The organism is Streptomyces johnsoniae (assembly GCF_031845565.1).
Classification (GTDB): domain Bacteria; phylum Actinomycetota; class Actinomycetes; order Streptomycetales; family Streptomycetaceae; genus Streptomyces; species Streptomyces johnsoniae.
This window is the reverse complement of record NZ_JAVREV010000008.1, coordinates 19,764-41,688: the sequence shown is the minus strand read 5'-3', so window position 1 is coordinate 41,688 and position 21,925 is coordinate 19,764. Positions and strand designations below refer to the sequence as shown.

Genomic DNA, 21,925 nt, shown 5'->3' with positions numbered 1-21,925 from the left:
GTGATCGTGCGGATCATGGGGGAGGGGCAGGTGAAGCTGGACGACAGTCACTTCCCCACTCTCAACGCGCTCGACGACGAGTTGATGGCCGAGCTGGAGTCGGGGGACGGCGACGGCTTCCGCCGCACGCTCGGCGCCCTGCTCGAAGCCGTCAGGACGATGGGCACCCCGCTCCCGGACGACTCGCTCGAACCCTCGGAGCTGATCCTCCCCGCCCCCGAGGCGTCCATGGACGAGGTGCGCACGATGCTCACCGAAGACGGGCTCATTCCGGACTGAGACGAAGCCGCAAGGCCGTGACTCCTCGACAGCCTGCCCGCGCCGTTCAGTGGCTGCGTGCCCACCCTCTCGCGTTCGACGCCGTGCTGGCCGTCGTCGTGCTGTGCGCCGTGTTGTGCGCCTCGGTCACGGTGGCGCGCCCGCCCGACGGCGGACCCGGCTTCGGCAAGCGCGAGCTGCCGTTGCACACGCTGCTGATGACCGTGCTGGCCTGCGCCGTGCTGGTGCAGCGCCGCAGGTACCCGATGACGGTGCTGTCCCTCCTGGGCGGCCTGTCCCTGATCGAGCTGATCCTCGGCACGTCCTCCCACTCGCCGCAGGAGCGGCACGTGTCGTTCCTGATCGTCGTGGTGGTGGCGCTGTTCACGGTGGCGGTGAGCACCGACAGGTCCACCACCTGGCGGGCGGGCCTGGTCACCGCCGCGGTGTTCACGCCGACGTCGATGATGCTGGGCGCCCAGCCCTGGTACGACTCGGAGAACCTGGGCGTCTTCGCCTGGACGGCGCTGGCCGCCGCCTCCGGCGAGGCGGCGCGCAGCCGCCGTGCCGCGCTGGACGCCATCAGGGAACGGGCCGAGCGGGCCGAGCGCACCCGCGAGGAGGAGGCGCACCGCAGGGTCGCGGAGGAGCGCATGCGGATCGCACGTGAGCTGCACGACGTCGTCGCCCACCACATCGCGCTGGTCAACGTGCAGGCCGGCGTCGCCTCGCACGTGATGGACAGCCGCCCGGACCAGGCCAAGGAGGCGCTGGGGCACATCCGCGAGGCCAGCCGCAGGGCGCTGGGCGAGCTTCAGACCACCGTGGGCCTGCTGCGCCACCGGGACGAGCCGATCGCCCCGACCGAGCCGGCGCGCGGCCTCGGCGTTCTCCAGGATCTGGTGGACGGCTTCACCAGGGCCGGGATGGCGGTGACCGTGGACGCCCCCGCGGCGGCCGGGCCGCTGCCGTCCGCCGTCGACCTGGCCGCCTACCGGGTGGTCCAGGAGGCGCTGACCAACGTGCACAAGCACGCGGGACCCGGGGCCGGCGCCCGGGTCCGCATCGTTCGCGAGGGGAAGGCCGCGGACGCGGCGCTCGACATCACCGTCGACGACGACGGGCCCGGCGTGCCGGAGCCGCGCAACGGCACTCCCGGCAGCGGCCACGGCCTGACCGGGATGCGCGAACGGGCCGCCGCGCTCAGCGGCACGTGCGAGGCGGGCCCCCGGTCGGACGGCGGGTTCCGGGTGCGGGTGACCCTGCCGCTCCAGCCACCGCGGCCGGAGGAGCCCGCGATCGAGCACGTCAGGGGATGGTGCGTGTGATCCGTGTGGTGCTGGCCGACGACCAGGCGCTGCTGCGCAGCGCGTTCCGGGTGCTGGTCGACTCCGATCCGGGGATGACGGTCACGGGCGAGGCGTCCGACGGGGCGGAGGCGCTCGCGGTGATCCGCGAGTCGGGTGCCGACGTGGTGCTCATGGACATCAGGATGCCGGGCGTGGACGGCCTCGCCGCGACGCGGGAGATCGGCGCCGACCCCGGCCTCGCCGACGTGAAGGTCGTGATGCTCACCACGTTCGAATCGGACGACTACGTCGTGGAGGCGGTGCGGGCGGGCGCGTCCGGGTTCCTGGGCAAGGGCGCGGAGCCGGCGGAGCTGCTGGCGGCCATACGGCTGGCGGCGGCGGGGGAGGCGCTGCTCTCGCCGTCCGCGACGCGGGGGCTGATCGCGCGGTTCGTCGCCGAGGCGGGGGAGCGCGAGGGCGTCGGCCTGGACGACTCGGTGCTCCGGGTGCTGACCGCGCGGGAGCGGCAGGTGCTGGTCGAGGTGGCCGGCGGGCTGTCGAACGACGAGATCGCCGGGCGGCTGTCGGTCAGCCCGCTGACGGTCAAGACCCACATCAACCGGCTGCTGACCAAGCTGTCGGCCCGGGACCGCGCGCAGCTGGTGGTGACCGCCTACGAGACCGGCCTGGTGCGCCCGCGCACCGGCTGACCGCCGGTGCGTGCGCCGGTCGCAGGCGCGCCGGTCACAGGTACGCGACGGAGGGCAGGTAGGGCGCGGGCGGGCGCATGCCGCGCAGGCACAGGTAGCCGTCCGCGGCCAGTTCGAGGCCGGCGGCCAGGCCCACGTCCACGGCCCACTCCTGCCCGGCCGTCAGGTGCCGCACGGCGGTGTCCGCGCCGGCCGGAAGGCTGAGCAGGGCCGAGGTGAGCAGCCGGACGGCGATTCGGCGCGAGGTGGCGGCGAGCAGTTCGACGCGGCCGCCGTCGTCGAGGTAGCAGTAGCCGCTGCCCGCGAGGTCGTCGGCGACGACGACCCGGCAGTGCAGGAGCAGTTCGCCGTGGTCGGGGCCGTGGGCGGCGCCGCGCACCCTGCGGTCCACGGAGTCCATCAGGTCGCGGTGCGCCGCCCCGCCCTCGATGGCCGGGCCGTCCGGCGCCGTCAGCCGGGCGGCGTCGACCGTGCCCGTCAGCCGCATCGTGGGGTGCAGGCTGAATCCGGCGGCGCGGCAGACGCGGGGCGCGGCCGGGTGCGGGGTGGCGCAGATCATGCCGCGCAGCGTGCCGCGGCCGTGGGCCACCGCCCGGCGCATCAGCTCGCCGCCCACGCCCTTGCCCTGCGCCTGCGGCAGCACGGCAAGCAGCGAGAGCCCCCACAGGTTTTCCCGCAGCCCGGCGAGCACGGCGCCGAGCGGGCGGCCCGCGTCGTCCTCGGCGAGCCAGCAGCCGTTCGGGTCGGTGGCCGCCAGGTGCCTGACCCTGCGCAGGAAGCCGACCCGCCGCCGTTCGTCGTGTGCGCCGGGCCCGAAGGCGGCGGTGGCCACCGCGCGGACGGCCTCGGCATCGGCTCGGTTGTCGCGTACCCGGCGCAGGAGCATGGCACCCATCGTGGCGCGGCCGGCGGAGTGCGGGCTACGGCAGCGCAAGCATCCGGTCAAGGGCGAGCCGCGCGAAGTGCTCGGTGTCCTGGTCGACCTGGATGCGGTTGACGACCTTGCCGTCGGCCAGCGATTCCAGCGCCCACACCAGGTGCGGCAGGTCGATGCGGTTCATGGTGGAGCAGAAGCAGACGGTGCGGTCGAGGAAGACGATCTCCTTGCCCTCGGGCGCGTAGCGGGCGGCGAGGCGGCGTACGAGGTTCAGCTCGGTGCCGACGGCCCAGCGGGAGCCGGCCGGGGCCCGGTCGAGGAGGCGGATGATGTGTTCGGTGGAGCCCACGTGGTCCGCGGCGGCGACGACCTCGTGGCGGCATTCGGGGTGCACGAGGACGTTGACGCCGGGGATGCGGGCGCGGACCTCCTCGACGGAGTCGAGCGAGAAGCGGCCGTGCACCGAGCAGTGGCCCCGCCACAGGATCATCCTGGCCCGCCGCAGCTGGTCGGCGGTCAGCCCGCCGCCCGGCTTGTGCGGGTTGTAGACGACGCAGTCGTCGGGGGAGAGGCCGAGATCGCGCACCGCGGTGTTGCGGCCGAGGTGCTGGTCGGGCAGGAACAGGACCTTGCCGTCCTCCCCGGCCTGGGCGAAGGCCCAGGTGAGTGCGCGTTCGGCGTTGGACGAGGTGCAGACGGTGCCGCCGTGCCTGCCGGTGAACGCCTTGATGTCGGCCGAGGAGTTCATGTAGGTCACGGGAACGGTGGACCGGGCCACGCCCGCTTCCGTGAGCACGTCCCACGCCTCGGCGACCTGCTCGGCGGTGGCCATGTCGGCCATGGAGCAGCCGGCGGCGAGGTCGGGGAGGATCACCGCTTGCGCGTCGGTGGTGAGGATGTCGGCCGACTCGGCCATGAAGTGGACGCCGCAGAAGACGATGTACTCGGCCTCGGGGCGGGCCGCGGCGTCGCGCGCCAGTTTGAAGGAGTCGCCGGTGACGTCCGCGAACTGAATGACCTCGTCCCGCTGGTAGTGGTGGCCGAGGACGAACAGGCGGCTACCGAGCCGTTCCCTGGCGGCGCGGGCCCGTTCGACGAGTCCCGGGTCGGAGGGGGAGGGGAGGTCGCCGGGGCAGTCCACGCCGCGTTCACTCGACGGGTCGGACGCGCGTCCGAGCAGCAGGAGGGCCAGCGGGGTCGGCGTGACGTCCAGGGGCTGGGCGGTGGTCACGGCACTCAGCCTTCTTTCTGTTGCTGTTCCGACGGCTTTTCGTCGAACTGACACAATGGATCATAACTCCTTCGCGTCAGTTTGACGATGCCCATTGCGTCACTGTGACGCATTCCGCCCCGCCGCCCGGTGTGCGAGCATGAGAGAAATGAAAAGGACGGCCCCGCCCGGAATGAATCCGGGCCGTCGTCTGTTGGTGCACTCGCCAGAGCTTTCCGTACTACCCGGGAGATACGCAGATGTCCGTAACGGAAGAGACCGCTGTCAGCGGCGGCATCATCGTTTCCGACACGGCCGTGGCGAAGGTCAGGAGCCTGCTTGAGCAGGAGGGACGCGACGACCTCGCGCTCCGCGTGGCGGTCCAGCCCGGCGGATGCTCCGGTCTGCGCTACCAGCTCTTTTTCGACGAGCGGTCGCTCGACGGCGATGTCGTGAAGGACTTCGACGGTGTGAAGGTGGTCACCGACCGCATGAGCGCCCCCTACCTGGGCGGCGCCTCGATCGACTTCGTCGACACCATCGAGAAGCAGGGTTTCACCATCGACAACCCGAACGCCTCGGGCTCCTGCGCCTGCGGCGACTCGTTCAGCTGAGCCGGCCGGACCCGGCCGGCTCACACGGAAGGGCCCGGCACCCCCCACGGGTGCCGGGCCTTCCGCGTGCCGCCGCCACGGCGGTCAGCCAACCGGCAGCTCCCGGCCCTGCTCGTCGGTCAGGGTCCGCTCGCCCACCGGCTCCTCCAGCTCCACCTCGGCCGTCCGCTCCTCGGCCAGCTGGACGCACACGCGCTCCGGGTCCGGGTTCACCACGTCCACGTGCACCGTCACCTCGTCGCCCGACTCCCGGGCCGTCGCCTCGTACTCGTCGCACGGGCTGGCCCAGAAGGTCACCGTCAGCGACTCGGCCGACTCCTCGTACGGCTCGACGGACCACCCGGTCTCCGTGCCGTCCGGTGCCTCGCCCGGCGCGCCCGGCTGCGTCTGACCGGGCTCGGCACCGTCGCCGCCCGCCCCGGCGCCCGGCTGCTCCTCCGGCTCGGCGGGCTGCGCCGGTGCCTCCTCCGGCTGCCCGGCCCCGCCATCCGACTGCGTCCGGTACTCGTGCGGCACCGCGGGCTGGGTCGCCGCGAACGCCTCACCCGACTCCCGCTCGCCCCGGAACAGCCAGGACGGGACCAGCACCGGCTCCTCCTCGGCGTAGGTCATCGCCAGGCCGAACTCGGCGGTCACCGACACCGGTTCCGGCTTCTCGGCCGGTGAGGGGCAGGTGCCGTCGGCCTCCTGCCGCTGCGCGTCACCGCCGGCCTCGGCCTCCTCCGGCATCGGCATCGGCTCCGGCTGCTCGGCCGGGCCGCCCGCACCGCACTGGATCGCCGGCAGCTCCACGTCCCCGGCCGTCCGGTTGTACTCCTCGACCGCGTCCTCGGCGCCCGTCACCGAACGCTCCTCGGCCGTGGCGAACGCGTGCAGCGTGCCGAACGCCATCGTCAGCTCGCCGTCGGGGCCGATGTACAACTCGGTGTCCAGACCGTGCACCGGCAGCCCGTCGATCACGGGAGCCGCGGAAACGATCCGGTCCGCGCCGCTCGTCTCCCGCGCGTCGACCGCCGCGTCACCCAGGCCCAGCGCGTCGAGCACCTCGTCCGCCGCCGCCAGCGCCTCCGCCTCGGAGGGCGCCTCGCCGCCGTCCGCGCCTTCGTTAGCACCGTCGTCCGCGCGACTGTCCGCGCCGTCGTCCGCGCGACTGTCCGCGCCGCCGTCCGCGCCGTCGTCCGCCGGAGCCTCGCTGCTCACCGTGCCGTCGGGGTCGCCGCCGACCGAGATGCTCAGCTCCGCCTCCGCGCCGTAGTACCAGAAGCCGGGCTCTCCCACCACGTTGAGCGCCGGGGCGTCCGCGCCCGCGCCCGCCATCGTCCAGGAGTCCTCGGCTCCGCGCTGCGGCGCGCCGTCCAGGCCGAGGGCCGCTCCCAGCTCCGCCACCCGCTCCTCGGCGACGCCCTCGAACCGGTACACCGCCGCCTCGTCCGGGGCGTCGGCCGGGCTCTCCGCCAGCCGCAGCGTGGCCGCGCCGGGCCACGCCGGGGCCGCCCCGTCCCCGGCGGCCGCCGTCTCCGCGGCCGCGGCCGGCGGGGCGTCGAGCACCAGCGCCTCGTCCTCGTTCCCGGCCGGGTCGTCCGCGTCGTCGCCGGTGAATGCCTGCGCTCCGTACAGACCGCCCGCGACGACCGCGACGGCCACCGCCGCGGCGGTGACCACCGGCCACCGGCGCCGCGCCGCGGTGCCGTCCTGGCCGCTCCCGGGGGTGTCCGCCTCCTCGCGGATCTCCTCGTCAGCCACTGCAATCGCTCCTCGGAATCACGGAATCCGTACGCCGGTTGGACGGGCACCGGTCGCCGCCGGTTCCCCGCGGGTGCCGCGCGCCCGCGCAGGCTCCCGTGCGCGCCCGTTGACCTGACGTACGCCGTTGCCAGTTGCTCCGCCCACAAGAGCCGCTCGGTAGCCTGGTCCCCCCTGTCGCCTCCCCGGGAGCAGACCACCGTGCGCATCGCCGTCTCCGGCTCCATTGCCAACGATCACCTGATGACCTTCCCCGGCCGCTTCGCCGACCAGCTCGTCGGTGATCAGCTGCACACCGTCTCGCTGTCCTTCCTGGTCGACTCCCTGGAAGTGCGCCGCGGGGGAGTCGCGGCCAACATCTGCTTCGGCATGGGACAGCTGGGTGCCTCCCCGATCCTCGTCGGCGCGGTCGGCGCCGACTTCGAGGAGTACCGGGCCTGGCTCGACCGGCACGGCGTGGACACCGCCTCGGTGCGGATCTCCGAAATACTGCACACCGCGCGCTTCGTGTGCACCACGGACGCCGACCACAACCAGATCGGCTCCTTCTACACCGGCGCCATGAGCGAGGCCCGCCTCATCGAGCTCAAGTCCGTCGCCGACCGCGTCGGCGGCCTCGACCTGGTGCACATCGGCGCCGACGACCCCGAGGCCATGCTGCGGCACACCGAGGAGTGCCGTACCCGGAGCATCCCGTTCGCCGCCGACTTCTCCCAGCAGCTGGCGCGCATGGACGGCGAGGACATCAGGACGCTGACCGAGGGCGCCGCCTACCTCTTCCACAACGAGTACGAGAAGGCACTCGTGGAGTCCAAGACCGGCTGGTCCGCCGAGCAGGTGCTCGGCAAGGTCGGCACCCGCGTCACCACCCTCGGCCCGCGCGGAGTCCTGATCGAACGGGCGGGCGAGGACCCGGTCGAGGTCGGCTGTCCCGAGGAGGAGCGGAAGGCCGAGCCCACCGGCGTCGGCGACGCGTTCCGCGCCGGTTTCCTCGCCGGTCTCGCCTGGGGCGCCTCCATGGAACGCTGCGCCCAGGTCGGCTGCATGGTCGCCACCCTGGTCATCGAGACGGTCGGCACCCAGGAATACACGCTGACCCGCGGCTCGTTCATCGACAGGTTCGCCAAGGCGTACGGCACCGACGCCGCGGAAGAGGTGCGCGGCCACCTCATCTGACCGCATCCGACCGCGTCCGACCGCATCCGACCGCATCCGACCGCGGCGGCCGGGGCCCGTCCTCAGACGAGGCGGCGCACCCGGTAGGCCGTGCCGGGCCCGTCCCCGTGCGGTGACTCGCCCAGGTACTCCTGGCCGCGCATCGTGCACCAGGCCGGGATGTCGAGGCGGGCCGCGGCGTCGTCGGCCAGCACGGTGACGACGCCGCCGACCGCCACCCGGCCGATGGCGCCGGCCAGTTCGATGACGGGGACCGGGCAGCGTTTGCCGAGCGAGTCGACGGTGAACGTCCCGGTCCCCGCCGGTTCCGCCGCCCCGCCCGCCCTGCCCGCCCCGCCCGTCACCGTGGGCGGCGTCAGCTGGGCGCGCACCCCCGCCACCGCCTCAGGCAGGACCGCGAGGAAACGTTCCACGTCCTCCTCCGTGGTGCCCGGCGGCAGGGAGACCCGGACGTTCCCCTCCGACAGCACGCCCATCGCGCGCAGCACGTGGCTGGGCGTCAGGGTGCTGGAGGTGCACGACGAGCCGGAGGAGACCGCGAAGCCCGCCCGGTCCAGCGCGTGCAGCAGTGCCTCCCCGTCGACATGGAGACACGAGAAGGTGACGACGTGCGGCAGCCGGTGCGCCGCTTCGCCCACCACCTCCACATCGGGCACCAGCCGCGGTACCCGCTCGCGGATGCGGTCCACCAGAGCGGCCAGCCGCGCCGCCTCGGCCCCCGCCTCCGCCCGGAACGCGCGCAGCGAGGCCGCCGCGGCGACCACGGCGGGGATGTTCTCGAAGCCGGGCGCCCGCCCCGACTCCCGTTCGTCCACCGGCGAAGCGGGCGCGAACCGCACGCCCTTGCGCACCGCCAGCAGCCCGACGCCCCCGGGGCCGCCCCACTTGTGCGCGCTCGCCGCGAGCAGTGACCAGGCGCCCGCCACCGGCCCCCAGGGCAGTGACTGGGCCGCGTCCACCAGCAGCGGCACCCCCGCGGCGCGCCCGATCTCGGCGATGTCCGCGACCGGCTGACGGGTGCCCACCTCGTGATTGGCCGACTGCACGCACACCAGGGCGGCGGCGGGCCCCGCGGCCAGCGCGGCGGCCACGTCCGCGGGCGCCACGAGACCGCCGCGGTCCACCCCGATCTCGGCCACCGTGCCGCCCGCGGCGCGGTGGGCCTCCGCGGCGTGCAGCACCGCCGAGTGCTCCACCGCGGACACCAGCAGGTGCCGCCCGGCCCTGGCGCGGCCGGCCAGGGCCCCGGCCATACCCGTGTGCAGGGCCCGCGTACCCGAGGAGGTGAACGTCAGCTCGTCGGGTCGGCAGCCGACGGCCTCGGCGGCCGTCTCGCGGGCCGCGTCGAGCAGCATCCTGGCCCGCCGCCCCTCCCGGTGCAGGCGCGAGGGGTCGGCCCAGCCGTCGTCGAACGCGGCCAGCAGGGCCTGGCGCGCGACGGGATGCGGCGGCAGCGAGGAAGCGGCGTCGAAATAAGGCACGATCAGCACGCTAACGCCTGTCCCCGCCCCGCCGGAGGGCGCGCCGGAAATGCCGCCGCGGCGCCCGGCATGTCCGCGCCCCGGCCGCCCCGGCGCGTTGACGTACCCTCCCCGCGTGACGCCCGGGGGCGTCCAGTAGGGTTTGGTCCGCATAAACATCCAAACCCCTGCCCGTGTCAGGGCCGGCCCCCGCCACTCCGTGCGAAGGCAAGCCCGGGCCATGGGCGAGACTCTCGGGAAGGCGCTACGTGAGTCCCAACGGCTCCGACCGCTCGTCGCGGCGCCCGGTGCGGCGGTTCCTGCCGCGGGCGCTGATCGCGGGCCTGGTCCTGGCAACCGCGACAGGTTGCACATCCGAGGACTTTCCCCGTCTCGGCATGCCCACCCCGGTCACGGAGGAGGCGCCGCGGATTCTGTCCCTGTGGCAGGGCTCGTGGGCCGCGGCGCTCGTCACCGGTGTGCTGGTGTGGGGTCTGATCCTGTGGAGCGTGTTCTTCCACCGGCGCTCCAGGACGAAGGTCGAAGTTCCCCCGCAGAACCGGTACAACCTCCCCATCGAGGCGCTGTACACGCTCGTGCCGCTGATCATCGTGTCGGTGCTGTTCTACTTCACCGCCCGTGACCAGACGGAGCTGATGAAGACCTCGGACGAGCCCGACCACATCATCAACGTGGTCGGATTCCAGTGGAGCTGGGCGTTCAACTACATCGAGCCCGTCGGTGCCGGGGACGGCGACGCCCGCGACGCCCCGGAGCTGTCCGCCATCCCGGACCGGATCGCCGAGCGCTTCCCGGACAACGCCGATGGCGTGTACGAGGTCGGCACCCCGAGCGACCGCAACGAGAACACGGGGAACCCCGGCCCGACGCTCGTGCTGCCCGAGGGCGAGACGGTGCAGTTCGTCCTCACCTCACGGGACGTCATCCACTCCTTCTGGGTGGTGCCGTTCCTGATGAAGATGGACGTGATCCCCGGGCACACCAACACCTTCGAGGTGACGCCCGACCGGCAGGGCACCTTCATGGGCAAGTGCGCCGAGCTGTGCGGCACGGACCACGCCCGCATGCTGTTCAACGTCGAGGTCGTCTCCCCCGAGGAATACGACGCGTATCTGCAGGAGCTGGCGGACGCCGGCCAGACCGGCTACGTCCCGGCGGGCATCGAGCAGACGGATGCCGCCCGGAACGCCGAGACCAACGAGGGGCAGTCGTGACCATCCTCGACAAGAACCAGGCGTCGGACGTCGCGCCCGCCGTACGGGCCGCGCGCCGCCGCGAGCCGGGCTCCACCGTGGTCAAGTGGCTCACCACCACCGACCACAAGACGATCGGCACGATGTACCTGCTGACGTCCTTCGGCTTCTTCATCATCGGCGGCGCCATGGCGCTGATCATGCGCGCCGAGCTGGCCAGGCCGGGCACCCAGGTCGTCTCGAACGAGCAGTTCAACCAGCTGTTCACCATGCACGGCACCATCATGCTGCTGCTGTTCGCGACCCCGCTGTTCGCCGGGTTCACGAACTGGATCATGCCGCTCCAGATCGGCGCCCCGGATGTGGCGTTCCCGCGGCTCAACATGCTGGCCTACTGGCTGTACCTCTTCGGCGGCCTGCTCGTCGTGGCCGGCTTCTTCACCCCGCAGGGCGCCGCCAGCTTCGGCTGGTTCGCCTACTCGCCGCTGTCCGACGCGATCCGTTCACCGGGCGTCGGCGCCGACATGTGGGTGATGGGCCTGGCGCTGTCCGGCTTCGGCACCATCCTGGGCGCGGTCAACTTCATCACCACCATCATCTGCATGCGCGCTCCCGGCATGACGATGTTCCGCATGCCGATCTTCACCTGGAACGTGCTGCTGACCGGTGTGCTGGTCCTGCTGGCCTTCCCGGTGCTGGCCGCCGCGCTGTTCGCACTCGCCGCGGACCGCCTGTTCGAGGCGCATATCTTCGACGCGGCCAACGGCGGAGCCATCCTGTGGCAGCACCTCTTCTGGTTCTTCGGCCATCCAGAGGTCTATATCATCGCGCTGCCATTCTTCGGCATCGTCTCGGAAATCATCCCGGTGTTCAGCCGCAAGCCCATCTTCGGCTACATCGGCCTGGTGGCGGCGACGATTCTGATCGCCGGTCTCTCCGTGACGGTCTGGGCGCACCATATGTACGTCACAGGCGCGGTACTCCTACCGTTCTTCTCCTTCATGACCTTCCTGATCGCGGTCCCGACCGGTGTGAAGTTCTTCAACTGGATCGGCACCATGTGGAAGGGCTCGCTCAGTTTCGAGACGCCCATGCTGTGGTCGGTCGGCTTCCTGGTCACCTTCCTCTTCGGCGGGCTCACCGGCGTCATCCTGGCCTCGCCGCCGCTCGACTTCGCCATCTCCGACTCCTATTTCGTGGTGGCCCACTTCCACTACGTGGTCTTCGGAACGGTCGTCTTCGCGATGTTCGCCGGCTTCCACTTCTGGTGGCCGAAGTGGACGGGCAAGATGCTCGACGAGCGCCTCGGAAAGATCACGTTCTGGACACTGTTCATCGGCTTCCACGGCACCTTCCTCGTCCAGCACTGGCTGGGCGCCGAGGGCATGCCGCGCCGCTACGCCGACTACCTCGCGGCGGACGGCTTCACGGCCCTGAACACCATCTCCACCATCAGTTCGTTCCTGCTCGGCATGTCGATGCTGCCGTTCTTCTACAACGTCTGGAAGACCTGGAAGTACGGCGAGAAAGTCGACACGGACGATCCGTGGGGCTACGGCCGTTCGCTCGAATGGGCGACCGCGTGTCCGCCACCGCGGCACAACTTCACCACCCTGCCCAAGATCCGCTCCGAGTCGCCCGCCTTTGATCTGCACCACCCCGAGATCGTGGCGCTCGACCAGCTGGAGAACGACGCCCGCCACGAGGCGGAGGCCCTCACCGGAAAGGAGGCGGGCCAGTGAGGATTCAGGGGCACCTGTTCAGCTGGATCGCCGTCTTCATGCTCGCCGTGGCCATCGTCTACGGCGTGTGGTCGAAGGAGCCGGTCGGCACCACGGCGCTGTTCCTGTCGTTCGCGCTGTCCGCGATGATCGGGTTCTACCTGATCTTCACGGCCCGCCGGGTCGACACCGGCGCGCAGGACAACAAGGAGGCGGACGTCGCCGACGACGCCGGCGAGATGGGCTTCTACAGCCCGCACAGCTGGGCGCCGCTGGTGCTCGGTGCCGGCGGTCTCGCGGCCTTCATGGGCCCGGTCTTCGGCTGGTGGTTCCTGTACTTCACCGCCCCGCTCGTGGCCATCGGCCTGTGGCTGTGGGTCTTCGAGTACTACCGCGGCGAGAACCAGAACCAGTGACGCGGCGGTGACGCACCAACGGCGCGGCCCCCGGGGATGCCCCGGGGGCCGCGCCGCCCGTTTGCAGTAGGCCGCCGCGCCTCGTGACCGGCATGTCCGTACGTTGTGGCTATGAGTCACAAAAATGGCATAAAACTCGGTTGCGCGCTGATACTCGCCCCCCTGCTGGCCGGGCTCACCGCCTGCGGCGGGGGCGGCCGTTCCCTCACCGGCGACCTCCAGGACGCCGCCGGGTCCCTGTCCTTCGGCGCGGCCGGCGGCAAGGACGCCACCGCCGTCGACCCCGACCAGCCGCTGAAGATCAGCACCAAGGGCAACGGCACCCGCATCACGGACGTCCAAGCCACCGACGCGGGCGGGCGTCCGCTGGCCGGCGAACTGTCCGCGGACGGCCGCGGCTGGCACAGCACCTCGCCGCTGGCGGCCGACGCCACCTACACCGTCCGGGTGAGCACGGAGAGCGGGAGCGGCACCCCTGGCCGCGGCGTGCACAGCTTCACCACGCGCCCCGCGGGCGGCAAGCGCCTGGACGTCACCTTCGGCCCCGAGCCGGGCACCTACGGCGTCGGGCAGCCGGTGACGGCCGAGCTGAGCCGCAAGGTCGGCGAGCCCGCGGAACGGGCCCTGGTCGAGGGCGCCCTGACGGTCACCTCGACGCCCCGCGTGGAGGGCGCCTGGCACTGGGTGGACGACAAGGAGCTGCACTACCGGCCGCGCGACTACTGGCCGGCGAACGCGCGGATCTCCGTGCGGTCCCACCTCGCCGGCCTCCCCATCAGGGAGGGCCTGCGCGGCGGCAACGGCACGTCACTCGAGCTGACGACGGGGGACCGTGTCGAGGCGGTCGCCGACATCGGCGCGCACACCATGACGGTGTCCCGCAACGGCGAGGAACTGCGCACCATCCCGATCACCACGGGCAAGGAGGGCTTCGCCACCCGCAACGGCAAGAAGGTGATCCTCGGCCGCGAGCAGTTCGTCCGGATGACGGGTACCAGCATCGGTATCCCGGCCGGTTCCGCCGAATCCTACGACCTGCCGGTCTACTGGGCCGCGCGCCTGACCTGGAGCGGCGAGTACGTACACGGCGCGCCCTGGTCGGTGGCCTCCCAGGGCTCGGCGAACGTCAGCCACGGGTGCACCGGCCTGAGCACGGAGAACGCGCAGTGGTTCTACGAGCTGGTCAAGCCGGGCGACATCGTGGAGCACGTCAACGGCTTCGGCGAGGACATGGCCCCGTTCGGCAACGGCTTCGGCGACTGGAACCTCAGCTGGGAGGAGTGGCTGACGGGCAGCGCCGTGCACGCCGGTGGCGGCGCGGACGCCGACCGGCGCGCCGACCCGGTGGCGGGCCGCCTCCAGCCCCGTGTGTGACCGCCTGCGGGCCCCTCGGGCTCCTCGGGCCCCTCAGGCTCCTCGGGCTCCTCGGGCCCCTCAGGCCACGGAGGGCAGCCGGTCCCGCAGCAGTGCGGCCAGGGCGGCGGCCAGGTCCGAGGGGTCCAGCGGATGGGCCACGGCGGCCTCCGCCCGGCACCACGTGGCCAGCCACGCGTCCTGCGGGCGGCCGATCAGCACGAGCACCGGCGGGCACTCGAAGATCTCGTCCTTGATCTGCCGGCACACGCCCATCCCGCCGGCCGGGGCGGACTCGCCGTCCAGGATGCAGACGTCGATGCCGCCGTTCTCCAGCGCGGAGAGCACGGCGGGCAGTGTGGCGCACTCCAGGTACTCGACCGCGGGAACGTCGGGCGCGGGCTGCCGGCCGGCAGCGAGCCGCACCTGCTCGCGGGTGTTGGTGTCGTCGCTGTAGACCAGCACCGTGGCGGTGCGCTGCATCGTTCCTCCGCGAGGTGGACGGATCTCGTTGGGCCGGATGCTACTCCGTCAGGGGCGGTGTGGGCAGTGCCGGAACTGCCAGGACACACCGAACCCCACCCCCGGGACAAGCCCCGGAAAAGCGACCGACATAATGACGGGCGTGGCGACAGCAACAGCAGCAGAAACCGGGCACGCGATCCCTTCGGTCAACCGGCCGAACGTCACCAGTGTCGGAACCGTCATCTGGCTGAGTTCCGAGCTGATGTTCTTCGCGGCCCTCTTCGCGATGTACTTCACCCTGCGGTCGGTGATGGGGGCGGACTACTGGCAGGAGAACGCGGACACGCTCAATCTCCCGTTCTCCGGCACCAACACCCTGATCCTGGTGCTCTCCTCGCTCACCTGTCAGCTCGGCGTGTTCGCCGCCGAGCGGGGCGATGTGAAGAAGCTCCGCAAGTGGTTCGTGGTCACCTTCGTCATGGGGGCCATCTTCATCGGCGGTCAGGTCACGGAGTACGTGGAGCTGGTGCACCATGGCATCTCGCTCTCCTCCGGCCCCTACGGCTCGGCCTTCTACCTGACCACCGGCTTCCACGGACTGCACGTCCTCGGCGGGTTGATCGCCTTCCTGTTCGTCCTGGGCCGTACCTACGCCGCTCGGCGTTTCACCCATGAGCAGGCGACGACGGCCATCGTCGTGTCCTATTACTGGCACTTCGTCGACGTTGTCTGGATCGGCCTGTTCGCCACGATCTACTTGATCAAGTAGCACCGTCGACCACACCGGACGCGCACCTTTCAAGCACCGACGCAGAAGATCCTGACACCGGGGTAATCCGTGAAAAAGCTCTCCGCACGACGGCGCCATCCGCTGGCGGCGCTCGTCGTCCTCCTCTTCGCGCTGGCGGCCACGGGGGGGCTGTACGCCGCGCTCGCCCCCGCGGGTGAGGCCCAGGCCGACGCCTCGGCCCAGTCCCTGGCCATCGAGGAGGGCAAGAAGCTCTACGACGTTGGCTGCTCCAGCTGTCACGGCGCCGGCGGTGAGGGCGGCAGCGACGGCCCGAGCCTGGTGGGCGTCGGCGCCGCCGCCGTCGACTTCCAGGTCGGCACCGGGCGCATGCCGCTGCAGGCCCCCGGGCCACAGGCCCCGGAGAAGCCCGTCGCCTACACGCAGGCCGAGATCGACCAGCTCGCCGCGTACGTCGCCTCCCTGGGCCCCGGGCCCGCCGTGCCGGACGAATCGAGCTACGACCCCTCGGAGGGCGACGCCGCCCGCGGCGGCGAGCTCTTCCGCACCAACTGCTCGCAGTGCCACAACTTCACCGGCCAGGGGGGCGCCCTCACCCACGGCAAGGAAGCCCCCTCGCTGGACAACGTCGACCCGCGGTACATCTACGAGGCCATGGTGACGGGCCCGTCGAACATGCCCTCCTTCCCGGACACCACGCTGCCCGAGCAGGAGAAGCAGGACATCCTCGCGTGGCTGCGCGCGGTCAACTCCTCCGAGTCCCCGAACCCCGGCGGCTTCACACTCGGCGGCTTCGGCCCGGTCAGCGAAGGACTCTTCGCCTGGACGTTCGGCATCGGCCTGCTCATCGCGGTGGCCGTGTGGATCGGGGTCAGCACCGCTAAGGCCAGGAAGTCATGAGTAGCCACACGGAACACACAGAAGCGCGCGACGACGCGCAGGGGGGCCACCTCACCGAGAGCCGCGAGGGTGGCGCGGTCGCGGTGGCGGACGACCCGTTCGCCGACCCCGGCCTCCCGCCCCACGAGCCGCGCAGGCAGGACGTCGACGAGCGGGCGGCCAAGCGCTCCGAGCGCACCGTCGCCTTCCTGTTCACGCTGTCGATGCTGGCCACGGTCGGGTTCATCGTCAGTTACGTGGCCATCCCGATCGACGAGATCGTCTTCATCTGGCCGTTCGGGCACGTCAGCGGACTCAACTTCGCTCTCGGCCTGACCCTGGGCGTGGCCCTCTTCTGCATCGGTGCCGGCGCCATCCACTGGGCCAGGACGCTGATGTCGGACGTCGAGGTCGCCGAGGAGCGGCACGCCATCGAGGCCACGCCCGAGGTGAAGGCGCACGTCCTGGAGGAGTTCCGCAAGGGCGGCGAGGAATCGCAGATCGGCCGCAGGAAGCTCGTCCGCAACACCCTGTTCGGCGCGCTGGCCCTGGTGCCGCTCTCCGGCGTGGTGCTGCTGCGCGACCTCGGCCCGCTGCCGGGCACGAAGCTGCGGCACACCGCATGGAAGGAGGGCTCGCTGATCATCAACGAGGCCACCATGCAGCCGCTGCGGCCCGAGGACATCACGGTCGGCTCGCTGACCCAGGCGATGCCCGAGGGGCTCGACCCGCACTCCGAGGACTTCAACGTGGAGATCGCCAAGGCGGCGGTCATGCTCGTGCGGCTCGAACCTGAGGACATCAAGGACGAGCGCTCGGCCGACTGGGGTTACGAGGGCATCCTCTGCTACTCCAAGATCTGCACCCACATCGGCTGCCCGGCCACCCTGTACGAGCAGCAGACCCACCACGCGCTCTGCCCCTGCCACCAGTCGACGTTCGACCTCTCGGACGGCGCGCGGGTGCTCTTCGGCCCGGCGGGCCACCCGCTGCCGCAGCTGCGCATCAGGGCGAACGACGAAGGCTTCCTCGAAGCGCTCGGCGACTTCGATGAGCCCACCGGCCCGAGCTTCTGGGAGCGCGGATGAGTACGGCCACGAAGTCCCCGAAGGCACGGGGCAAAGCACCGGCCGGCGAGAAGGTCGCCGACTGGGCCGACGGCCGGCTGGGCCTCTACAGCCTCGCCAAGGCCAACATGCGCAAGATCTTCCCCGACCACTGGTCGTTCCTGCTGGGCGAGATCTGCCTGTACGCCTTCATCATCATCATCCTGACCGGCGTCTACCTGACCCTCTTCTTCGTCCCGAGCATGGGCGAGATCGAGTACGACGGGTCGTACGTGCCGATGCAGGGCGTGCGGATGACCGAGGCGTACGCCTCCACACTGGACATCAGCTTCGACGTGCGCGGCGGTCTGCTGGTCCGGCAGATCCACCACTGGGCGGCGCTGATCTTCATCGTCGGCATCATGTTCCACATGATGCGGGTGTTCTTCACGGGCGCCTTCCGCAAGCCGCGCGAGCTGAACTGGCTGTTCGGCTGGACGCTGTTCATCCTGGCCGTCTTCACCGGCCTCACCGGCTACTCGCTGCCGGACGACCTGCTCTCCGGCACCGGCGTCCGCTTCGCCGAGGGCGCCATCCTGGCCACGCCGGTCGTCGGCACGTACCTCCAGATGTTCCTGTTCGGCGGGGAGTTCCCCGGGCACGACATCATCCCGAGGTTCTTCGTCATCCACGTGCTGCTGCTGCCGGGCATCATGCTGGGTCTCGTGGTCGCCCACCTGATCCTGATCGTGTACCACAAGCACACGCACTACGCGGGCCCCGGCCGTACCAACAACAATGTGGTCGGCATGCCGCTCCTGCCCGTCTACATGGCCAAGGCCGGCGGCTTCTTCTTCCTGGTCTTCGGCGTGATCGCGGCCATCGCGGCGACCGTGCAGATCAACCCCGTCTGGGTACTGGGGCCATATCGACCGGACCAAGTGTCGACCAACGCCCAACCGGACTGGTATCTCGGCTTCTCCGAGGGACTGATCCGGATGATGCCGGGATGGGAGTGGGTCATCCCGGGCGGCTACACGCTGAACTTCGGCATCCTCATCCCGCTCGGCCTCTTCCCGCTGATGCTGGTGCTCATCGGCATCTACCCGTTCTTCGAGTCCTGGCTGACGAAGGACAACCGCGAGCATCACATCGCGCAGCGGCCACGGAACGCGCCGACCAGGACCGGCCTCGGCGTGGCCTGGCTGACGGCCTACTTCGTCACGCTGGTGGCCGGCGGCAACGACGTCTGGGCGATCAACTTCAACCTGTCGATCAACGCCATCACCTGGTTCTGCCGCATCGCGTTCTTCGTGCTGCCGGTGCTCACGTTCATCGCCACCCGGCGCATCTGTCTCGGCCTCCAGCGCCGCGACCGGGAGAAAGTGCTGCACGGGCGGGAGACGGGCATCATCAAACGGCTGCCGCACGGCGAGTTCGTCGAGGTGCACGAGCCCCTGTCGCGGGACGCGCTGTACACGCTCACGGCGCACGACCAGGACGCGCCGCAGGAGCTGGGCCCCCCGACCGACGAGAACGGGGTCCGGCGCAAGATCAGCCCGCTGGAGCGGCTGCGGGTCAGGATCAACCGCGGCTACTTCGGTGAGCACGCGCAGATCCCGAAGCCGACCAGCGAGGAGTACCGGGAGATCACCAGCGGCCACGGCCCCTTCGCGCGCCCTTCCGCGCCACCGTCCGCGCCTGTCGCGGGCGTCCGCAGTGCGGGCATGCTGTCCTGGGCGCGTTCCTTCGCCGCTAGGGTGTGTCCGCATGGTTCCCGGCCGACCGGCACGGCCTTGCGCCCTGCCCGACCACCAGCCGACTCGCCAGGAGTGATTCCCATGAGCGTCGTGACCCCCGCCGGAGGCTCCCCCGCGGCGGCTCGCACCTGGCCCGACGTGCTGAGCACGCTGATCGCCGGACGGGACCTCACCACGGACGAGGCCGCCTGGGCCATGGACCGCATCATGAGCGGCGAGGCCACCGACGTGCAGATCGCCGGCTTCGCGGTCGCCCTGCGGGCCAAGGGCGAGACGGTGGACGAGGTTTCCGGCCTGGTGCGGACCATGTACGAGCACGCCAATCTCATCGAGGTCCCAGGACCCACGGTCGACATCGTCGGCACCGGCGGCGACCGGGCCAGAACGGTCAACATCTCGACGATGTCCGCGATCGTCGTCGCCGGCACGGGGGCCACGGTCGTCAAGCACGGCAACCGCGCGGCCTCGAGCGCGAGCGGCGCCTCCGACGTGCTGGGCGAGCTGGGCGTCAGCCTGGACCTGACGCCGCAGCGGGTCGCCGAGGTCGCCGTGGAGGCCGGCATCACCTTCTGTTTCGCGGTGAAGTTCCACCCGGCGCTGCGCCACGTCGCGTCGGCCAGGAGGGAGCTGGGCGTCCCCACCCCGTTCAACTTCCTGGGCCCGCTGACCAACCCGGCCCGCGTCGCCGCCCAGGCGACCGGCGTCGCGGACGCGCGGATGGCTCCCATCATGGCGGGCGTCCTGGCCGAACGGGGCGCCTCCGCGCTGATCTTCCGCGGCGACGACGGGCTGGACGAGCTGACCATCACCGCCACGTCGACGGTGTGGACCGTCCGCGACGGCAAGGTGCGCGAGCAGTCCTTCGACCCACGGGACGTCGGGCTCTCCCTGGCCCCGGTGGAGGCGCTGCGCGGCGCCGACGCCGCCTACAACGCGGAGGTCGCCCGCCGCCTCCTCGACGGCGAGACCGGCCCCGTCCGCGACGCCGTCCTGCTCAACTCGGCGGCGGCCCTGGTCGCCCTCGACCAGCAGGACGCGCCGCTGCCCGACCAGCTCGCGGCGGGCATGGCGCGCGCGGCGCGGTCCATCGACTCGGGCGCCGCCCGCGCCGCGCTGGAGCGGTGGGTCACCGCCACCCACCGGTAGGTGCCGCGGATCAGGAGTCCAGGCCGATGGCGAACGCGGCCTCCAGGTCGTGCCGCGAGTAGGTACGGAACGCGACGTGCGTTTCGGTCGACTCCACGCCCGGCACCTTGCTGATACGGCCGGGAATGACTTCCGCGAGGTCGTCGTGGTCGCGTACCCGGACCATGGCGATAAGGTCGTGCGGGCCGGTCACCGAGTAGACCTCGCTGACCCCTTCCATCGCCGCGATCTGCTCCGCGACCTCCGGGACGCGGTCCACACTGGTCTTGATGAGCACGATCGAAGTGATCACGGCTGGGCCTTTCCCTGTGCGGCGGACGCGGTACGCAGGGCTCACCTTAGCCCGGCACGTGGGCCGCGACGGCTACCAGGCCGTAGGGTGACAGTCGATAACGGCAGGGGCGACGGACGGTGTGTGCGGTGGTGGAACCCACGGACGGTGAGGAGGCGGCGGGGCGGCCGGAGCCGGCCGAGACCCTCGACCACCCCCTGCCGGAGCGGGTCCGGCACCGGGTCATCTTGCTCGCCGGAGACACGTTCTCCGGGCTGACCATGAGCGAATTGCCCGCCGCGCTCCGGCAGTACGCGCGGTTCACTCCCTCCCGGCGGGTGAAATTCGGCGGCAGTGCCATGGCCGCGGCCCTGGAGAGCGACACCGTCTTCCGGCAGCGCGTGGCGGCGCGGCTGCGCACCGCGGAGCCGGTGCTCGCCGAGGCCGTCGAACGCGGCGCCCCGCCGCCCGCCGCCGACCCCGTCGACGTGGCCGCCGCCGCGTTCGTGCTGCGGCCGCAGGGCTGGTCCAAGCTGGTCGCCGCCGCAGGCGAGGAGGCGCAGCGCGCGCAGGCCGAGCGGGAGGGGCGCGAACGGGAGCTGGAGCTGACGCGGTTGCAAGAGGAGCTGGCGCAGGCGCGTTCCGCCGCCCGCGCCGAGGGCGAACGGCTGCGCGCCGAGCTGGACGCGGCCCGCAAGGAGACCGACGCGGTGCACCGCAAACTGCGCAGCGCCCTCGCCGACGTGCGGCGCGGCGAGGCCGCGCTGCGCAAGCTGCGGGCCGAGTTCGAGGAGGAGCGGGCCGAGGCGGCGGGGGCGCGGGCGTCCGCGGAGGCCGACGCGCGGCGGCTGCGCGCGCGGCTCGCGGAGGCGGAGGCGGCGCTGGAGACGAGCCGCAGGTCGGTGCGGGAGGGCCGCGGCATCGAGGACATGCGGCTGCGCCTGCTGCTGGATACGGTGCTGGACGCGGCCCAGGGAATTCGGCGTGAACTCGCCTTGCCCCCCACCGAACTGAAGCCCGCGCAGACCGTTGACGCGGTGGAGCCGGGCGGGATGACGCCGCAGGACATCGCGCAGCGGGCCCTCGCGGAGGACGACCCCGCCCTGCTCGACCAGCTTCTCGCCCTGCCCCAGGCGCATCTGGTCGTGGACGGCTACAACGTGACGAAGACCGGCTATCCCACGATGCCGCTGGAGAAGCAGCGGCTGCGCCTGATGCGCGGTCTCGCGGTGCTCGCGGCACAGACCGGCGCGGAGATGACCTGCGTCTTCGACGGCGCCGAGTTGGCCGCCCCGGTGCTGCTGACGCCGCCGCGTGGCGTGCGGGTGCTGTTCAGCAAGCCGCGGCAGACCGCGGACGAGCTGATCCGGCGGCTGGTGCGCGCGGAACCGCCGGGCCGGCCCGTGGTGGTGGTCTCCGCGGACCGCGAGGTGGCCGACGGAGTCGCCCAGGCAGGCGCCCGCCCCGTCGCCTCCGCGCTGCTGTTGCGGCGGCTCTCCCGCACGTAGGACCGGTTGGCACACCCTTGGCGCTGCTTGTCCCTTCTCGGGCCTTTGCCGCTCCTTCGTT

Annotated in this window: 19 protein-coding genes and 2 pseudogenes; 15 read left to right on the top strand and 6 right to left on the bottom strand. The window is 71.7% G+C overall.

Annotated elements, in window-relative coordinates:
- From pspAA to RM779_RS16070, 3 genes are read left to right on the top strand one after another with little or no spacing between them, the layout of a single operon-like run.
- Window positions 1-279: a PspA-associated protein PspAA gene (pspAA, locus tag RM779_RS16080; RefSeq protein ID WP_311618381.1), complete on the top strand. Its 279-nt coding sequence runs from the start codon at window positions 1-3 to the stop codon at window positions 277-279.
- Window positions 280-296: 17 nt separating this feature from the next.
- A complete protein-coding gene (locus RM779_RS16075; RefSeq protein WP_311618380.1) occupies window positions 297-1,586 on the top strand; it encodes a sensor histidine kinase in 1,290 nt (429 codons plus the stop codon).
- Window positions 1,574-2,257 (top strand): response regulator transcription factor, encoded by a 684-nt coding sequence (locus RM779_RS16070; RefSeq protein WP_394813306.1) that lies wholly within the window; start codon window positions 1,574-1,576, stop codon window positions 2,255-2,257. The genes RM779_RS16075 and RM779_RS16070 overlap by 13 nt, the downstream gene beginning before the upstream one ends.
- Before the next feature lie 34 nt (window positions 2,258-2,291).
- Here RM779_RS16070 and RM779_RS16065 read toward each other — a convergent pair whose 3' ends face one another.
- Both RM779_RS16065 and nadA read right to left on the bottom strand, forming a co-directional pair.
- Window positions 2,292-3,143 (bottom strand): GNAT family N-acetyltransferase, encoded by an 852-nt coding sequence (locus tag RM779_RS16065; RefSeq protein WP_311618378.1) that lies wholly within the window; start codon window positions 3,141-3,143, stop codon window positions 2,292-2,294.
- Between the two features lie 34 nt (window positions 3,144-3,177).
- The gene (gene nadA / locus RM779_RS16060) at window positions 3,178-4,365 is read right to left on the bottom strand and encodes a quinolinate synthase NadA (protein ID WP_311618377.1); all 1,188 of its coding nucleotides are present in this window, start codon (window positions 4,363-4,365) and stop codon (window positions 3,178-3,180) included.
- Between the two features lie 239 nt (window positions 4,366-4,604).
- Between nadA and RM779_RS16055 the strand changes: the two genes are divergently transcribed.
- Window positions 4,605-4,958, top strand: coding sequence for a HesB/IscA family protein (locus RM779_RS16055; RefSeq protein ID WP_077061917.1), 354 nt, complete (start codon window positions 4,605-4,607; stop codon window positions 4,956-4,958).
- Between the two features lie 84 nt (window positions 4,959-5,042).
- Here the strand turns inward: RM779_RS16055 and RM779_RS16050 are convergent, their stop codons facing one another.
- Entirely contained in the window at window positions 5,043-6,701 is a 1,659-nt protein-coding gene (locus tag RM779_RS16050; RefSeq protein WP_311618376.1) for a hypothetical protein, read from the bottom strand.
- A gap of 201 nt (window positions 6,702-6,902) precedes the next feature.
- Between RM779_RS16050 and RM779_RS16045 the strand changes: the two genes are divergently transcribed.
- Complete coding sequence (locus RM779_RS16045; protein ID WP_311618375.1) at window positions 6,903-7,877, top strand: carbohydrate kinase family protein; 975 nt, start codon at window positions 6,903-6,905, stop codon at window positions 7,875-7,877.
- A 62-nt stretch (window positions 7,878-7,939) separates the two neighbouring features.
- Here RM779_RS16045 and RM779_RS16040 read toward each other — a convergent pair whose 3' ends face one another.
- Window positions 7,940-9,358, bottom strand: a complete 1,419-nt coding sequence (locus tag RM779_RS16040; protein WP_311618374.1) for a cysteine desulfurase/sulfurtransferase TusA family protein — start codon at window positions 9,356-9,358, stop codon at window positions 7,940-7,942.
- Between the two features lie 248 nt (window positions 9,359-9,606).
- On the opposite strand from RM779_RS16040, the gene ctaC reads away from it, so the two are divergent.
- From ctaC to RM779_RS16020, 4 genes and pseudogenes are all read left to right on the top strand, one after another.
- Window positions 9,607-10,572 (top strand): aa3-type cytochrome oxidase subunit II, encoded by a 966-nt coding sequence (gene ctaC, locus RM779_RS16035; RefSeq protein WP_077061920.1) that lies wholly within the window; start codon window positions 9,607-9,609, stop codon window positions 10,570-10,572.
- Window positions 10,573-10,625: 53 nt separating this feature from the next.
- A pseudogene (gene ctaD, locus RM779_RS16030) lies at window positions 10,626-12,293 on the top strand (aa3-type cytochrome oxidase subunit I); the annotation flags it as partial.
- Window positions 12,290-12,688 (top strand): cytochrome c oxidase subunit 4, encoded by a 399-nt coding sequence (locus tag RM779_RS16025; RefSeq protein WP_311618373.1) that lies wholly within the window; start codon window positions 12,290-12,292, stop codon window positions 12,686-12,688. The pseudogene ctaD and the gene RM779_RS16025, both read left to right, overlap by 4 nt.
- Before the next feature lie 111 nt (window positions 12,689-12,799).
- The gene (locus RM779_RS16020) at window positions 12,800-14,062 is read left to right on the top strand and encodes a L,D-transpeptidase (protein ID WP_311618372.1); all 1,263 of its coding nucleotides are present in this window, start codon (window positions 12,800-12,802) and stop codon (window positions 14,060-14,062) included.
- A 60-nt stretch (window positions 14,063-14,122) separates the two neighbouring features.
- Here the strand turns inward: RM779_RS16020 and RM779_RS16015 are convergent, their stop codons facing one another.
- Window positions 14,123-14,524, bottom strand: a complete 402-nt coding sequence (locus tag RM779_RS16015; protein WP_077061924.1) for a response regulator transcription factor — start codon at window positions 14,522-14,524, stop codon at window positions 14,123-14,125.
- Window positions 14,525-14,657: 133 nt separating this feature from the next.
- On the opposite strand from RM779_RS16015, the gene ctaE reads away from it, so the two are divergent.
- The 5 genes and pseudogenes from ctaE to trpD all read left to right on the top strand — a co-directional run bounded on the left by ctaE (window position 14,658) and on the right by trpD (window position 20,085).
- Window positions 14,658-15,275 carry an aa3-type cytochrome oxidase subunit III gene (gene ctaE / locus RM779_RS16010; protein ID WP_311618371.1) on the top strand — a complete coding sequence of 206 codons (618 nt, stop codon included), beginning with the start codon at window positions 14,658-14,660 and terminating at the stop codon, window positions 15,273-15,275.
- A gap of 69 nt (window positions 15,276-15,344) precedes the next feature.
- Window positions 15,345-16,154: a cytochrome bc1 complex diheme cytochrome c subunit gene (qcrC, locus tag RM779_RS16005; protein WP_311618370.1), complete on the top strand. Its 810-nt coding sequence runs from the start codon at window positions 15,345-15,347 to the stop codon at window positions 16,152-16,154.
- Window positions 16,151-17,221, top strand: a complete 1,071-nt coding sequence (qcrA, locus tag RM779_RS16000) for a cytochrome bc1 complex Rieske iron-sulfur subunit (protein WP_311618369.1) — start codon at window positions 16,151-16,153, stop codon at window positions 17,219-17,221. The genes qcrC and qcrA overlap by 4 nt, the downstream gene beginning before the upstream one ends.
- Window positions 17,218-18,846, top strand: a pseudogene (qcrB, locus tag RM779_RS15995) (cytochrome bc1 complex cytochrome b subunit); the annotation flags it as partial. The gene qcrA and the pseudogene qcrB, both read left to right, overlap by 4 nt.
- A 60-nt stretch (window positions 18,847-18,906) precedes the next feature.
- Complete coding sequence (trpD, locus tag RM779_RS15990; RefSeq protein ID WP_311618569.1) at window positions 18,907-20,085, top strand: anthranilate phosphoribosyltransferase; 1,179 nt, start codon at window positions 18,907-18,909, stop codon at window positions 20,083-20,085.
- Window positions 20,086-20,095: 10 nt separating this feature from the next.
- On the opposite strand, the gene RM779_RS15985 is transcribed toward trpD, so the two are convergent.
- Entirely contained in the window at window positions 20,096-20,377 is a 282-nt protein-coding gene (locus tag RM779_RS15985; RefSeq protein ID WP_077061929.1) for an Lrp/AsnC family transcriptional regulator, read from the bottom strand.
- 128 nt (window positions 20,378-20,505) lie between these two features.
- Between RM779_RS15985 and RM779_RS15980 the strand changes: the two genes are divergently transcribed.
- Window positions 20,506-21,864 carry an NYN domain-containing protein gene (locus RM779_RS15980; RefSeq protein WP_311618368.1) on the top strand — a complete coding sequence of 453 codons (1,359 nt, stop codon included), beginning with the start codon at window positions 20,506-20,508 and terminating at the stop codon, window positions 21,862-21,864.
- The last annotated feature ends 61 nt before the right edge of the window (window positions 21,865-21,925 follow it).

Excerpts from the sequence above, each read along its gene's own strand:
- RM779_RS16070 (WP_394813306.1), top strand. The coding sequence starts at position 1,574 with ATGGTGCGTGTGATCCGTGTGGTGCTGGCCGACGACCAGGCGCTGCTG.
- RM779_RS16065 (WP_311618378.1), bottom strand. The coding sequence starts at position 3,143 with ATGCTCCTGCGCCGGGTACGCGACAACCGAGCCGATGCCGAGGCCGTC.
- RM779_RS16015 (WP_077061924.1), bottom strand. The coding sequence starts at position 14,524 with ATGCAGCGCACCGCCACGGTGCTGGTCTACAGCGACGACACCAACACC.
- ctaE (WP_311618371.1), top strand. The coding sequence starts at position 14,658 with ATGACGGGCGTGGCGACAGCAACAGCAGCAGAAACCGGGCACGCGATC.
- RM779_RS16055 (WP_077061917.1), top strand. The coding sequence starts at position 4,605 with ATGTCCGTAACGGAAGAGACCGCTGTCAGCGGCGGCATCATCGTTTCC.
- RM779_RS16020 (WP_311618372.1), top strand. The coding sequence starts at position 12,800 with ATGAGTCACAAAAATGGCATAAAACTCGGTTGCGCGCTGATACTCGCC.
- trpD (WP_311618569.1), top strand. The coding sequence starts at position 18,907 with ATGCTGTCCTGGGCGCGTTCCTTCGCCGCTAGGGTGTGTCCGCATGGT.
- qcrA (WP_311618369.1), top strand. The coding sequence starts at position 16,151 with ATGAGTAGCCACACGGAACACACAGAAGCGCGCGACGACGCGCAGGGG.